This window comes from Streptomyces sp. NPDC029674, assembly GCF_044903205.1.
Taxonomy (GTDB): domain Bacteria; phylum Actinomycetota; class Actinomycetes; order Streptomycetales; family Streptomycetaceae; genus Streptomyces.
Genome location: NZ_JBJDPY010000004.1, coordinates 384,965 through 398,753, shown reverse-complemented (window position 1 = coordinate 398,753; position 13,789 = coordinate 384,965). Strand labels below are relative to the sequence as shown.

16 protein-coding genes are annotated in these 13,789 nt (G+C 70.4%); 13 read left to right on the top strand and 3 right to left on the bottom strand.

Translation table 11 applies throughout. The annotated features are described in order from the left end of the window. Positions 1-167: 167 nt before the first annotated feature. The 4 genes from ACI2L3_RS12355 to ACI2L3_RS12340 all read left to right on the top strand — a co-directional run bounded on the left by ACI2L3_RS12355 (position 168) and on the right by ACI2L3_RS12340 (position 4,264). Positions 168-401, top strand: coding sequence for a non-reducing end alpha-L-arabinofuranosidase family hydrolase (locus ACI2L3_RS12355; protein ID WP_404752513.1), 234 nt, complete (start codon positions 168-170; stop codon positions 399-401). A gap of 32 nt (positions 402-433) precedes the next feature. Further along, a complete protein-coding gene (locus ACI2L3_RS12350) occupies positions 434-1,336 on the top strand; it encodes an alpha/beta hydrolase family protein (RefSeq protein WP_404752278.1) in 903 nt (300 codons plus the stop codon). Between the two features lie 70 nt (positions 1,337-1,406). Beyond that, positions 1,407-2,477 carry an endo-1,4-beta-xylanase gene (locus tag ACI2L3_RS12345; protein WP_404752277.1) on the top strand — a complete coding sequence of 357 codons (1,071 nt, stop codon included), beginning with the start codon at positions 1,407-1,409 and terminating at the stop codon, positions 2,475-2,477. Positions 2,478-3,298: 821 nt separating this feature from the next. Next, positions 3,299-4,264: a glycoside hydrolase family 6 protein gene (locus tag ACI2L3_RS12340; protein ID WP_404752512.1), complete on the top strand. Its 966-nt coding sequence runs from the start codon at positions 3,299-3,301 to the stop codon at positions 4,262-4,264. Here the strand turns inward: ACI2L3_RS12340 and ACI2L3_RS12335 are convergent. After that, the gene (locus ACI2L3_RS12335) at positions 4,161-5,369 is read right to left on the bottom strand and encodes a MerR family transcriptional regulator (protein ID WP_404752276.1); all 1,209 of its coding nucleotides are present in this window, start codon (positions 5,367-5,369) and stop codon (positions 4,161-4,163) included. The two genes, ACI2L3_RS12340 and ACI2L3_RS12335, sit on opposite strands and share 104 nt — an antisense overlap. Positions 5,370-5,514: 145 nt before the next feature. On the opposite strand from ACI2L3_RS12335, the gene ACI2L3_RS12330 reads away from it, so the two are divergent. After that, entirely contained in the window at positions 5,515-6,450 is a 936-nt protein-coding gene (locus tag ACI2L3_RS12330; RefSeq protein ID WP_404752275.1) for an alpha/beta fold hydrolase, read from the top strand. Next, entirely contained in the window at positions 6,426-6,863 is a 438-nt protein-coding gene (locus ACI2L3_RS12325; protein WP_404752274.1) for an alpha/beta hydrolase, read from the top strand. The genes ACI2L3_RS12330 and ACI2L3_RS12325 overlap by 25 nt, the downstream gene beginning before the upstream one ends. A gap of 16 nt (positions 6,864-6,879) precedes the next feature. Here ACI2L3_RS12325 and ACI2L3_RS12320 read toward each other — a convergent pair whose 3' ends face one another. Beyond that, on the bottom strand, positions 6,880-7,620 hold the full coding sequence (locus ACI2L3_RS12320; RefSeq protein WP_404752273.1) for a MerR family transcriptional regulator: 741 nt from the start codon (positions 7,618-7,620) through the stop codon (positions 6,880-6,882). 297 nt (positions 7,621-7,917) lie between these two features. On the opposite strand from ACI2L3_RS12320, the gene ACI2L3_RS12315 reads away from it, so the two are divergent. The 5 genes from ACI2L3_RS12315 to ACI2L3_RS12295 all read left to right on the top strand — a co-directional run bounded on the left by ACI2L3_RS12315 (position 7,918) and on the right by ACI2L3_RS12295 (position 11,789). After that, complete coding sequence (locus tag ACI2L3_RS12315; protein WP_404752272.1) at positions 7,918-8,484, top strand: TetR/AcrR family transcriptional regulator; 567 nt, start codon at positions 7,918-7,920, stop codon at positions 8,482-8,484. Positions 8,485-8,619: 135 nt separating this feature from the next. Further along, entirely contained in the window at positions 8,620-9,831 is a 1,212-nt protein-coding gene (locus ACI2L3_RS12310) for an MFS transporter (RefSeq protein WP_404752271.1), read from the top strand. Positions 9,832-9,872: 41 nt separating this feature from the next. Continuing rightward, positions 9,873-10,127, top strand: a complete 255-nt coding sequence (locus ACI2L3_RS12305; RefSeq protein ID WP_404752270.1) for a hypothetical protein — start codon at positions 9,873-9,875, stop codon at positions 10,125-10,127. Next, positions 10,124-10,363 carry a hypothetical protein gene (locus tag ACI2L3_RS12300; RefSeq protein WP_404752269.1) on the top strand — a complete coding sequence of 80 codons (240 nt, stop codon included), beginning with the start codon at positions 10,124-10,126 and terminating at the stop codon, positions 10,361-10,363. The genes ACI2L3_RS12305 and ACI2L3_RS12300 overlap by 4 nt, the downstream gene beginning before the upstream one ends. 64 nt (positions 10,364-10,427) lie before the next feature. After that, complete coding sequence (locus tag ACI2L3_RS12295; protein ID WP_404752268.1) at positions 10,428-11,789, top strand: carotenoid oxygenase family protein; 1,362 nt, start codon at positions 10,428-10,430, stop codon at positions 11,787-11,789. A gap of 164 nt (positions 11,790-11,953) precedes the next feature. On the opposite strand, the gene ACI2L3_RS12290 is transcribed toward ACI2L3_RS12295, so the two are convergent. Then, positions 11,954-12,304, bottom strand: a complete 351-nt coding sequence (locus ACI2L3_RS12290; protein ID WP_404752267.1) for a hypothetical protein — start codon at positions 12,302-12,304, stop codon at positions 11,954-11,956. A gap of 149 nt (positions 12,305-12,453) precedes the next feature. On the opposite strand from ACI2L3_RS12290, the gene ACI2L3_RS12285 reads away from it, so the two are divergent. Next, positions 12,454-13,011, top strand: a complete 558-nt coding sequence (locus ACI2L3_RS12285) for a GPP34 family phosphoprotein (protein ID WP_404752511.1) — start codon at positions 12,454-12,456, stop codon at positions 13,009-13,011. 69 nt (positions 13,012-13,080) lie between these two features. After that, complete coding sequence (locus ACI2L3_RS12280; protein WP_404752266.1) at positions 13,081-13,782, top strand: DUF3159 domain-containing protein; 702 nt, start codon at positions 13,081-13,083, stop codon at positions 13,780-13,782. Positions 13,783-13,789: the final 7 nt, after the last annotated feature.

Sequence of the window (13,789 nt, the reverse complement as noted above, 5' to 3'; positions counted from 1 at the left end):
CCCCGGTGCCCTTCCGCTCCGGGGGCGCGAGGGCGGCCGGGCCGCGGCACGCACCGAAGCCCCCTAAGTCGCGGGCTCACCAAGGGTGTTGAAAGTTCCGAAAGACTTCCGGGAAAAGGCCGAAAGTATTACGCGCGCGGCATTGACCGGGCTCCGTCAAGCGACCCATTATTCCTACGTCCGACGATCCGGCTGCCGTTCGATATGTCGACCAAAGCTCCGCTTGGACGAAGGACATCAGCCACGGCGAGCTGGTCCGCTCCACCAACGGCCAGACCATGACCATCGACCCCTGCAAGCTCAAGCTCCTCTACCAAGGCCGGGACCCCCAATCCGGCAGCGAGTGCTCGCAGTTGCCCTACCGCCTCGGCCTGGCCACCCGGACCGACTCCACCTACTGAGCCCCCCTCCCCCCACATGCAAGGAGTCGCACATGTCGTTGAGTCGACGTACCTTCCTCGGCCTGACCGCGGCCGCGGCAGCGGGCCTGAGCTCCCCCCTGCTCGGCTCCGCACTGCACCCCGCCTCCGGCGCCGAACTCTCGGCTCCCGGCAAGGAGTTCGCCGTCGGAGTGCGCCAGTTCAACTGGAGCCGCGGCGCCCGCTCGCTGTTCACCAAGGTCTTCTACCCCACCCCCGGCGCCCCCGGCGGAGCCCCCGTTCCCAACGCCCCCGTCGCCGACGGTGTGTTCCCCGTCGCCGAGTGGAACCACGGCATGGGCGGCAACTCCGACTCCTACGCCTCGCAGACCCACGCGATAGCCTCCGCCGGTTTCATCTGCCCCGCCCCCTCGATCTCCGACAACACCAACCTCGGTTCCGTCTACGGAGGCGAGTGGTCGAGGGACGTCTCCGAGGTCATCACCCGGACCCTGGCCCTGAACGGGAGCGGCCCCTTCGCCGGGCACATCGACACCGCGGCCGGCGTCGGCGTCTCCGGGCACTCGATGGGCGGCATGACCATTCACGGCCTGGTGACCGCCTGGCCCGACGAGCGGATCGTCGCCGCCGTACCGGTCGCCTGCGTGGACATGGGCACCCCCGCCGCCTCAGTACGGGCCGGCGTGCTGTTCATCCACGGTGACAAGGACCCGACCTGCGACTACGCCCTGGCCCGGCGGGCGTACGAGGAACTGCCCGCGCCCAAGGCGTTCCTCACCCACGTCGGCGCGGACCACGCCGCGTACCTGAATCCGGGGTTCCCCACCTTCGGCCGGACCCAGAACACCCTCGTGGACTGGTTCCGCTGGCGTCTGTACGACGACACCGCCGCCCGCGACCGCCTCCCCGCCGACGCCACCGGTGAGGGCACCCGCTGGGAAGCCGCCCTGGTCTGACGGCCCAGGCCGTACGCGTTCAGGCCCCACACCGCCACCCGCCCCCCCCCCCACCAGAGAGAGACACTCAATGACCAGCAGTTCCCCCGGAAGGCACACCCGCACCACCTCACGACGCACCCGGTCCGCCAGCACCGTCGCGGCGAGCGGCGTCCTGGCCGCAGCGGGTGTCCTGGCGTTCTCGCCGACCGCTCCGGCCGCTCCCTCCGCATCATCCACCGTTCAGGCCGCCGGCACCCTCGGCGCCGCGGCCGCCCAGAGCGGCCGGTACTTCGGCACCGCGGTCGCCGAGCACTACGGTGAGGCGGACTACGAGGGCACTCTCAACCGGGAGTTTTCCAGCGTCGTCGCTGAGAACGCGATGAAGTGGGATGCCACCGAGCCCAACCGGAATCAGTTCAACTTCAGCGGTGGCGACCGACTCGTCAACTACGCACAGCAGCGCGGCAAGTACATACGCGGCCACGCCCTGGTCTGGCACGCCCAGCAGCCCGGCTGGGTCCAGGGACTGACCGGCGACAACCTGCGCCAGGCGATGCGCAACCACATCTCCAAGGTCGCCGGCCACTACGCGGGCAAGATCGACTCGTGGGACGTGGTGAACGAGGCGTTCGAGTGGGACGGCAGCCGACGCCAATCCAACCTCCAGAAGCAGCTCGGTGACGGCTGGATCGAGGACGCCTTCCGCACCGCGAAGACGGCCGATCCCAAGGCCAAGCTCTGCTACAACGACTACGGCACCGACGCCATCAACGCCAAGAGCGATGGCATCTACCGCATGGTCAAGGACTTCCGCGCCCGCGGCGTCCCGATCGACTGCGTCGGCTTCCAGAGCCACCTCTCCCAGAACGAGAACCTCAGCACCTACCGCCAGAATCTCCAGCGCTTCGCCGACCTCGGCGTGCACGTACAGATCACCGAGCTCGACGTCGGCGGCTCCGGCGCGGCACAGGCCAACGTGTACCGGCAGGTCGCCCAGGCGTGCCTGGCCGTCGCCCGGTGCAACGGCATCACCGTGTGGGGCGTCACCGACAAGTACTCCTGGCGCGCCCGGGAAACCCCGCTGCTCTTCAACGGCAACTATCAGAAGAAGGAGGCATACGGCGCGGTCCTCGCGGCGCTGAACAGCGCGGCGGGCTGAAGCCGGCCGGGGCCCGGCTGCCGTTCTGCCGGGCCCCGCATCCGTGCTGCGCAGTGCCCACCTCATGGCGTTCCCTTCCGGTGCAGGAGCCCCGATGTCCAGACGGTCAGGCAGACGCCTGCTCCGCTTCCTCGCTGTGTCCGCGTTGCCGGTCGCCGCGTCCCTGACGGCCTCCAATCACTCCACGGCCTCGGCCGCGCCCCGGCAGCCGGCACTCACCCCACCGTTGGACTGGAACAGCTGGAACAGCTGGAACGGCTTCGGGTGTGGGATCACCGAGGCTCAGGTCCGCCAGGCCGCCGACGCGACGGTGTCCTCGGGCATGCGGGACGGCGGCTACGAGTACGACTGGTGTTCCTCCAGCGGCACCCGTGACGAGCAGGCCGCGCGGTTCACGCTCCGGCGGGTCGTTCACCCTCAGCGGCCTGTGGGCCGGCGGCACGTCGAGCACCTCCGGGCAGATCTCGGCGAGCGTACCCGCGCAGGGCGTGGCCGTGTTCCGGGTGAGCGGCGGCAGCCCGCAGGCCTCCACCACCTCGCGACTGCGCGGCACCGGGCCGCGGCCACGGATCGCCCGTTCCCCTCGACGCACACCATGCAGGTTCACCGCACCCCTCCGGGCAGCACAAGGAGAACTCCACATGGATATGTCACGCGCTCAGCAGTCCATGGACCGCCGCCGGGTCCTGGTCGCCGCCACCGGCCTGGCCGCCGGTTCCTTCCTCCCGTTGACCGCGGCCTCCGGGGCCGCCGCCGCTCCCGCCCCCGGCACGGCTCTCGAGGCTGCTGCCGCATCCCTGTCTGAAAGCCGAGGTACCGTCATGCGCCGCAGACTCCTCACCCTGGTGGCAGCGCTCTCCTGGCTGCCGCTCGCGCTCGCCGCCGCACCGCCCGCCCACGCAGCCGACCCGACGACCATGACCAGCGGGTTCTATGTGGACCCCGACTCCAGCGCGAAGCGGTGGGTCACCGCCAACCCCGGTGACGGCCGGGCGCCCGCGATCAACGCCTCCATCGCGGGCACCCCGACGGCCCGCTGGTTCGGCTCCTGGAGCGGCACCATCGGCACCGCCACCGGCGCATACGTGGGCGCCGCGGACGCCCGGGACAAACTGCCCATCCTCGTCGCCTACAACATCTACAACCGCGACTACTGCGGCGGGCACTCCGCGGGCGGAGCCTCCTCGCCGTCCGCCTACGCCGACTGGATCGCCCAGTTCGCGGGCGGGATCGCCAACCGCCCGGCACTGGTCGTCCTCGAACCGGACTCCCTCGGGGACTACGACTGCATGACCCAGGCCCAGATCGACGAACGCGAGGGCATGCTCACCGGCGCTCTCGCAGAGTTCAACCGCCAGGCTCCCAACACCTGGGTCTACCTCGACGCCGGCAACCCGGCCTGGACGAGCGCGGCGACCATGGCCCGTCGCCTCCACGAAGCCGGCCTCCGACAGGCCCACGGCTTCTCGCTCAACGTCTCCAACTACCTGACCACGGCCGAGAACACCGCGTACGGCAACGCCGTGAACAGTGAACTCAAGGCCCGGTACGGCTACACCAAACCCTTCGTCGTGGACACCAGCCGCAACGGCAATGGTTCCAACGGCCAGTGGTGCAATCCCTCAGGCCGCCGAATCGGCACCCCCACCCAGCTGGGCGGAGGCGCCGAGATGCTCCTGTGGATCAAGGTCCCGGGTGAGTCCGACGGCAACTGCGGCGCCGGAAGCGGTTCCTCGGCCGGACAGTTCCTCCCCGAGGTCGCCTACAAGATGATCTACGGCTACTGATCCGGGACCGGACCGCTGTCGTACTCGTGGCCGGACTGCGGCGGCAGCAAGTGGGGCGTCTGGAACTGGCACCACCCGTCGTGCAGCGCGGCGAGCCCGGTGGAGTAGGACAACGGTCCGTACGGGCTGCGGCACCTGCTGTCGCGGAGCAGATGGGACCCCGACGAACTACGGGACGACGTGCAGGAGTACGTAGCCCAGCGACTCGGCGCCCCGGACGGCACCGGCAGCACTCCGGCACGGCCGGGAACAGCACTCTCGCGGGGCCCCGTCCAGTCCGCACGGTCCGGCGGCCGTCAGCTCGGGTAGGGCGAGGGCCCCGGCACGCCGGCTCATCCCCGCGCGTCATTGCTTTCACTCTCCGTGGTGTCGTCCTCGAAGAGGATCGCGTGGACGCGTTGCAGCACGTCGAGGTGGGCGCGGTTGTAGAACTCGACCAGGGCGTGCGTGACGACCGACTCGGCGACCGCCGTTTCCCGGCGCGAGGAGGAGCCCAGGTCGGCCAGGCCGGGGGGTCCCTGTGCTGTTGGCGGACATCGGGCGCCAACCGCTCCGCCAGCCGCTGCCGTACTTCGTCGGGGGCGTCCTCGTCGAGCGCCGCGAATTCCGCTTCGAGGTCCCCGCGAGGTGCCGAGAGCTGCTCTCGGATAGCTGCCATCGCCGCGGGTGTGAGGATGCTGGAGTAGGCCAGCAGCAGGGACCGCTGGGTCTCGGGCAGGTTGTCGGCGAGCGTCCTGAAGTCCGGGGGCATGTCGAGCGCGGCCCGGTTCTCCATGACGGCCGCCAGTTCCCGCCGCATCCGCTGCCGGCGTTCGATGTCCGCCGCGAGTTCGGCGTCCAGGTCCCTGAGGATCTGCCGTGCCGCCTCGTCACCGCTCTCGACCGAGGGGACGTCCGCGAGGGCCACACCGAGATCGGTCAGTCTGCGGATGCGCAGCAGCCGGACCAGATGGCTGATGCCGTACCGCTTGTAGCCGTTGGACGCCCGTTCCGGCTCGTCCAGCAGGCCGATCTCGTGGTAGTGCCGGACGGTTTTGGCCGTCGTGCCCGCGAGTTCCGCCAGCTGACGCGTACTCCACGCCACCAGAAGCCCTTTCTCCGGCATCGTCCCCCGGCAGCCATTCAAAACCGTGCCCTTGGGGCACGGTCAACCCCGGCCGGTTCCACGCCGGCCCTTGTTGACCCTGCCCCAAGGGCACGGAGTGGGATGGGCGCGACCACGACCCCGAACCGGCATGCGGAGACTTGACATGAAACGACGAGACAGTGTCGGCCAGAGCCTGGCCCTCCTGGCGGTCCTCGGCCTTGGCGGCTCGCTGACCGCGGTGCCCGCCGCCGCGGAGGAGCCCGGGACGCCGCGGGTGAAGTGGGGTCAGTGCCCTGACGACGTCGTGGCCGAAGCCGCTCCGACCGAGCTGCAGTGTGCCACCGTGCCCGTCCCGCTGGACTACGCCGACCCGGAGGGCGAGCAGATCGGCCTCACCGTCTCCCGGCTCGCCGCCGCCGACCCGGACAAGCGGCGCGGCGTCCTCATGCTCAACCCGGGCGGCCCCGGCGGGTCCGGGCTGGCGCTGTCCGCGCTGCTGGTGGCCCAGGGCCTGCCCAGCGGCGTCACCGATCGCTACGACCTGATCGGCATGGACACCCGCGGGATCGGTCATTCCACACCGGCCGGCTGCGGCTTCACCACGGGCAGCCCCTACTACTCCAACATCCCGCCGTACGCGGTCGACGACGCTGCGGTCACCGCACAGGCGAAGGTCGCCGAGCAGGCGGCCGAGCAGTGCGCGGACAACGACGACGGCATGCTGCGCCACCTCACCACGGCGAACACCGCCCGCGACCTGGACCGGATCCGGGCCGCGCTCGACGAGGAGAAGACCAGCTACCTGGGCTATTCCTACGGCACGGCACTCGGCGCCGCCTACGCGTCGATGTTCCCCGAGCGCGCCGACCGGATCGTGCTCGACAGCAACATCGGAGACACCCACCTCGACCGCGACGGCCTGCGCCGCTACGCGCTCGGCATGGAACAGACCCTGCCGGACTTCGCGAAGTGGGCCGCCCGTCGGCACGACAGCTACGGCAGGCGATGCTCGAAGGCGACGAGGCGGCGGTGCGCGGTCTGTCGGCCGTCCGCAAGGAAACGGCGGACGGGGGGTTGTCGCCGAACGACAACGCCCTGACCGTGTTCCTCTCCGTCACCTGCAACGACGTCGCATGGCCCGAGGATGTCACCGTCTACCGGCGGGGCGTCGCCGAGGACCGCGAACGCTACCCGCTGTACGGCGCCGCCACCGCCAACATCACACCGTGCGCCTTCTGGCCGTACACCCCCGCCGAACCGCCGGTGAGGATCGACGCCAAGGGCCCCCGCAACGTGCTGCTCCTGCAGAACCGGCGGGACGCGTCGACCCCGCATCGGGACGGGAAGATGCTGCGCGAGAAGTCCGGTGACCGGGCGCGGCTGGTCAGCGTCGACGACAGCGGGCACGGCGTGTACGTCCTGGGCAACAACTCCTGCGCGCTGAACACCGCCACGCGCTACCTCGTCGAGGGCGAGATGCCCGCGAAGGACACGTTCTGCCGCGCGGACTGACCTTCTCCGGAGGCCGTCAACTTGGGTCGCCCGTATCGGACAGAAGTGTGTGGAGACGCCGCAACACGTCGACCTGGGCCGGATTGTAGAGATCAGCAATGGCTGTGCCGATGGTGCGAGCGGTGTGCTGCCGGCCGCGCGGAGCGTCCGAGGCGAGGTCGCTCAGCCCGGGATGCTTGACCCGGAGACCTTGGACGTGAGGCACGAGACGCTCAGCGAGACTCTGGCGTGCCTGGTCGTCCGCATCGGCGGGAAGCTCGTCGAATTCGCGTGCCACCGGCTGCGGTTCCTCATGGAGCAGGTCCGCGTAGGCGTCCATCCCACTGGGGCCGAGGACCGTACCGAGGACGGTGACGAAAGAGCGGTCCGGGTCAGGGAGCTCCGCTGTCTCGTCCACGGAGGCGAGGCGGGGGGGGAGATCGGCCGTGGCCGTTCTGCGCATGAGGACGCCGACCTCGGCGCGGGCGTGTTGCAGACGTTCGATGGTGGCGGCCAACTCCTCGTCGAGGGCCCGCAGATCACGCGGGTCCGGGTCGGAACCCGGGCCGTCACGCATGTCCGCGATCTGGGAGAGAGAGAACCCCAGAGCGGCGAGGCGCTTGATCCGGAGGAGCCGGACGAGATGCTGGACGCCGTACTGCTTGTACCCGTTGGAGCGGCGCTCCGGCTCCTCGAGCAGGCCGATGGCGTGGTAATGCCGTACGGCCCTGAGACTGGTGCCGGCCAGCTCCGCCATCTCCCGGGTGCTCCACGCCATGATCGATGTCTCCCTCACCGTCCGGTGCAGTCGGCGCGGTCGCGCCGTGGGCCCATTGAAAACCATGACGCAACGGCAGACCGGAGCAGGGAGAGCGATTGAGGTTCGAAGGATGTGCCTCAGCCCCAGTCCGCCGGCTGCACATCCCTGTGGCCATGACTGCCCAGCTTCCAGGGCCCTCTCCGCGCCCTGCTCCATCACCGGACGGGGCCGCGGGGCGGGTATCGGAGGCGGATGTAGCGAGTTGCGTGTTCGATGGCGGTTGACGCCCCAATTTGTGAGTGGTTTATTACTCACATGCAGACGGAACGGCAACGCCAGCTCTCCACCGCCGATGAGCGCCGCGAGACGGTGCTGCGCACCGCGATCGGCGCCTTCGCGGCCCGGGGGTACTTCGGGACCACGACCACGGAGGTCGCCAAGGCCGCCGGCATCTCCCAGGCGTATGTGTATCGGCTGTTCCCGAACAAGGAAGCCCTCTTCGCGGCGGTCGTCGAGCACTGCTTTGTCCAGGTCCGTGCCGCGCTGGAGCGCGGCGCGGCCGAGGCGAAGGGCAGCTCGCCCGAGCTGGTCCTGGACTCCATGGGGGATGCGTACGCCGGGCTGATCAGCGACAACGACCTGCTTCTGGTCCAGCTGCACGCTCAAGCGGCCGCGATCTCCGAGCCGGTGATCCGGGAGGCGGTTCGCGCCGGGTACGCCCGTGTCGTGGAGTACGTGCGCGGCGCCTCCGGCGGCGACGAGCGGCAGGTCCAGGAGTTCTTCGCGGTCGGGATGCTCTGTCATCTCCTCGTCTCACTCGACGCGGAAACGGCGGACGGGCCCTGGGCGCGCACGCTCGCCGCCGGCATCACGCACTACTGAGGTCGGCGAATACGGTTCGTCACGCTGGGGCGGGATTCCGGGCCGGGCGGCCCGCGTCCACTGATCGGCTGCGGGTCGCCCCTTTTCGGCACTGATTAGTGAGTGGTTAACCACACACATGGGAGGTTGGGAGCCATGCGACGCATCGTGGGTGCCCGAGGCCGGGGTTGGCCACCCGTCAGGGGCAGCGGTCCGGGATCGGTCGCTCCGGGCGCCGCCCTGGCGGCCCTGGCCGGAGCGCAGTTCGTGGTCGTCCTGAGTACGTCCGTCGTCAATGTCGCGCTGCCGCAGCTGCGGGACAGTGTGGCGCTGTCGGACAGCGGGATGGCGTGGGTTGTCAACGCCTACGGGCTCGCCTTCGGGGCGCTGCTGCTCCTCGGTGGCCGGGTCGCCGACCTGGTCGGAGCCCGCCGGGTCCTCATCGCCGGCCTTGGCCTGTTCGCCGCTGCTTCGGTGGCCGCCGGGCTGGCCGGTGCTCCCTGGATGCTGATCGGTGCCCGTGCCGCCCAGGGGGTCGGTGCCGCCGCGGCGGCACCTGCCGCGCTCGCCCTGGTGGTGCGGATCTTTCCGCCCGGCCGCGCCCGCGCCCGTGCCCTGGGGGTGTGGGGGGCGGTCTCCGGAGCCGGCGGTGCGGCCGGGGTACTGCTCGGCGGGCTGCTGACCGAGGCGTTCGGCTGGCCCTGGATCTTCCACGTCTGCGCGCTCGGGGCAGCCCTGGCCCTCGTCGCGACATTCCGTCTGGTCCCTGCCGATGCTGGGGGTCCGCGCGGCGACGTGGGCGGCTCGCACGTCGATGTCTTCGGCGCGCTGTCCGTCACGGCCGCGATCGTCGCCCTTGTCTACGGGCTCACCGCCGCACGCACCTACGGCTGGGCCGACCCGCCCGTCCTCGGGTCGCTGCTCGCGGCCGGACTGCTGCTGTTGATGTTCCTGCGGATCGAAGGGCGCCATCCGGCACCGCTGCTGCCGCCGAGGCTGCTCACCCAAGGGCCGGTCGCCCCGGCCAATCTCCTGATGGCCCTGCTCGGTGCCGTCTGGGTCGGGCTGTTCTTCTTCCTTCCGCTGCTCCAGCAGCAAGTGCTCGGCGCGCGCCCGTTGGCCGCCGGGCTGGCGCAACTCCCGCTCGCGGCGGCGAACATGCTCGGTGCGGGACTCGCTCCGCGCCTGGCCCGCCTCCTTGCCCCGCACCGCACCCTGGCTGTCGGCCTGATGGCCCAGGCCGGCGGATTGCTGTGGCTTGCCCTCCTCAGCGCACCGGGCACCACTCTGGCGGGCCTGAGTGGTGCGACCGTACTGATCGGTCTCGGCCTGGCATCGCTTTCGTCCAGCTCACCGGTGCGGCGGTGAACGGTGTGCGGCCGGCGGATGCCGGAGCGGCCGGCGGGCTGGTGAACACCACCCGCCAGCTCGGCGGCGCGGTGGGCCTGGCCCTGCTCGGCACCCTCGCCACCGCCTTCACCGGTGCCGCCGGCGGCCCGGCAGCGCTGGCACACGGCTACCGGGCGGCCTTTCTCCTGGCCGCCGCCATCGCCGCCACGGCGGCCGCCCTCACCCCGCTGCTGTCCCGCCGCGCAACCCCGACCACCAGTGGTGCTCCCACCCGTCCCTCCAACGGCAACGCCCCGGAAGGAGTCCACCGATGATCCCCGAGACCCCGGTCGCCCATCCCATCGACGCGTCCGCTCCGGCCGTCGTACGACTCCCCACGACCGTCCACGCCTCCCTCACCCACGTCTGGGCCCTGCACACCCATGTCGCGGCCCGGCCCGAGCGGAATTGGCGCCGCATCGTCCGGGGCGACCCCGCGCACGGCATCGACGGCATTCACGCATGGACCTTCGAGAAGAGGTCCAAGACCAGGGCGGAACGCCCATCCTGACTGCCCCGCCCCACCTCGAACTCCTCGTTTCCTCGACCCCACTCGCCGAAGGAAATCACCTGCCATGACCGCCAAGCCCTACCTCACCGGCCATTACACTCCCGTCGCCGACGAGATCACCGCCACCAGCCTCACCGTGGAGGGCACCCTGCCGCCGGAGCTGACCGGCCGCCTGATCCGCAACAGCCACAACCCCAAGCCGGGCATCACCCCCACACACTGGTTCAAGGGCAGCGGGGTGGTTCACGGCATCCGGCTGCGCGACGGCCGCGCCGAGTGGTACCGCAACCGCTGGGTCCACACGCCCGCCCTGGACGGGGCCCCCTACCTGACCGAGCACGGCCCCGACCTGACCGCCAGCACCGCCGGCACCCACGTCATCGAGCACGCAGGCCGTCTCCTCGCCCTGTGCGAGGCCGCCCTGCCCTTCGAGCTGACCGCGGAGCTGGAGACGGTCGGTGCCTTCGACTTCGGCGGCAAGCTGACCTCCGCGATGACCGCCCACCCGAAGGAGGACCCGGTCACCGGCGAACTCCACTTCTTCGCCTCCTCACCTTTCCCTCCGTTCCTCATCCACCACGTCGCCTCACCCGACGGGACCGTGCTGCACAGCCAGGAGGTCCCGGGCGCGAGTGCCGCGCTCAAGCACGACTTCGCCCTCACCGAGCACCACGCCGTCTTCGTGGAAGGGTCGGTCACCTTCGACCCGTCCGAGCACTCCGGCATCCCGTATGCCTGGAGCGATGACCAGCCCGGCCGCATTGGCGTCCTGCCGCGCGGCGAGGGCGGCGCCGGGCGCGTGCGCTGGTTCGACATCGCGCCCGGCTACGCCATGCACTTGGCCAACGCCTACGAGGACGCCGGCGGCCGCATCGTCGTCGAGGGCCCGGCCGTCGGGTACGAGGGATGGCAGCGCTCCTGGAACTGGTGGGTCGGTGCCCCCGGCCGCGGTGCCGAGCCCACCTCCGGCTCGCGGGCCACGCGCTGGACCGTGGACCTCGCCACCGGCCGGGTCACGCAGGAGCACACCGACGACCTCACCGTCGAATTCCCCACCATCAACGACGCGTTCACCGGCCGCGAGCACCGCTACCAGTACGCACTCTCCTTCCCCGACGACCTCGGCGACGGCACGCACGCCCTGGTCAAGTACGACCGCACCACCGGCGCCCGCCAGATCAAGCCGTTCGGCACCGGTCGTCTTCCCAGCGAGGCCGTCTTCGCCGCCCCGGCAACAGGCGGCCCACAGGCGGGCGAGGACGCCGGGTATCTCCTGACCGTCGTCAGCGACCTCAACTCCGACAGCTCCCGCCTCCTCGTCCTCGACGCCTCCGACCTGTCCCTGCCACCGGTCGCCACCGTCCATCTCCCCCGCCGCGTCCCGGCCATGATCCACGGCTCCTGGATTCCTGACAGCACCCTCTGAGGGGGGCGGCACCTCCAGACCGCTGTTCGAGCAACCGGCTCGGCCTCGCCCTGCCCACCGTCCCCAGCCCGCGCCTCGCAGCGGACCACGCCACCGGTCCGGCTGGCGCGGCGTGACGCCGGTGCCGGTGCCGGTCGGCCCGGCATCTCAGCGCCGGAGAGTGGTCACAGACCAAACCTCCGCTGTGCCGGCGCGTGCCTGCGCCGGCAGTAGTCGACGGTGATCGAGGCGTAGTAGTTGACCGCCGCGAGGTGGACGCCGACGGCCAAGCCCATGTACTCGGTGTGCCGGCACACGACCGCGTTCGTCACGACGGTCAGGCACCACGCCTGCTCGTTCTGCTGCTCGGGCCGGCGCCAGGCGATCTTGCGGCGGTAGGCGGGATCCGGCAGGTACTTCGCCGCGTAAATGATCCTGCGGACAGCGCCGTACTCCTTGAGCGGGACCGCGAGCGCGTTCTGCCGCGAGGGCGAGCAGCGGCCCCGTGTCTCCGACAGCCCGAGCATCGACGCCACCGCGCCCCCTCACCGATCAAGCGGAACACAAAACACAATTGTGTCGCGAAATGTCCATTTCCGGGACGCATGAAAGTGTGCCGTAACGTCACCAGTTTCACGACCCGAACCCGAGGTAGTAGTCACACAGGAAGGCAAAGCACGGCCAACTGTTACGGGCCGGAGCGATGACCGAGCTGGCCCGCGAGGGTCTGCTGGACGCCACCGGAGGGAAGGTTCGGCGACTCCCCGGCAACCCGCCTGAGGACCCGTTCACCACCGCGGTCTGGTACGACCTGCCTGAGGACAGGCCCAAGGGCTGGCTCAAGTTCCTGCACGACAAGGCCCACACCGCCGAGACCCCGGTTCGCGACCAGCTGCTCGCCTCCGGAGATGTCGCCATCACGCGGGAGAAGAAGCTGGGGGTCGTCCCCATCGACCGGGTCACCGTGGTACGCCCGGATCTGGTGCGCGCTCTCCAGGAGCGGGTGCGCGCGACCGTCTTCGACGACCCTCCCGCGGAGGACCTGACGGACGAACTCGCCATGTCCGTCCTGGCCGTGGAGCTGGAACTGGCCTCCGTGTGGAGCAAGGAAGACCGCCACACCTACAAGTCCGACCTCAAGGCGCATGCGGTGCGGTTCGACGCGTTCGTCCCCGGCCTTCGTAAGGCGCTGCGCGACTCCTATCTCGCGAGCCGGGCCGTGGGAGGCGGCTGGAGCGCCTGAACCGCAGTTCCACTGCGACGAGAAATGCCCCAGAACGCTGAAACCGCAGCGAGTTGCCAGGAGTGATCGATGTCCCGCCCCGCAGGCGAGTACGGCCCCTCTCCCACCAACGGCAGGATCCCTGGAAGCACGCCGCTTCCTCCCCGGCCACCCGTGCTCGAGTCCATGGGCGGCACGGCGGGCTTCGTCCACTCGACCGTCCCGGTCGCAGTGTTCGTGATCGCTCTCGCCTTGCTGTCGACAAAGGCGGCCGTCATCGCGGCCGTTGGCACCGGTGCGGTGCTCACCCTGGCCAGGCTGGTACGCGGGGAACGTCTTCTCGCCACCTCCGGCAGCCTGACCGGCGTTCTGGTCGCGGCAGGCATCGTCGCGCTCACCGGTTCCGCCAAGGACTTCTTCCTGCTGGGCATTTGGGTGGCCTTCGCCGGTTTCCTCGCCACCTTCGGTTCGGTCCTCTTCCGCCGCCCCCTGACCGGCGTGGCGTGGAACCTCCTGCACGGGGGCGCGCACGCCTGGCGCGAGGACCGTCAGGTTCTGCGGGCACACGACATCGCCACCCTCGCGGCGGCAAGCGTCCTCGGAGCCCGGTTCATGGTGAAGCAGTGGCTCTACGTGCACGACGCCACCGGCTGGCTCGCCTTCGCGAAGATAGCCATGGGCACCCCCCTCACCGTGGTGGCCGCGCTGGTCGTCGCCTGGGCCTTCCGTACAACGTCGAAGCGCCTGGTGCCCGGCCGACCGGCCGAGACGATCGCTCGGCAGAAGGCCTGACTCCAGC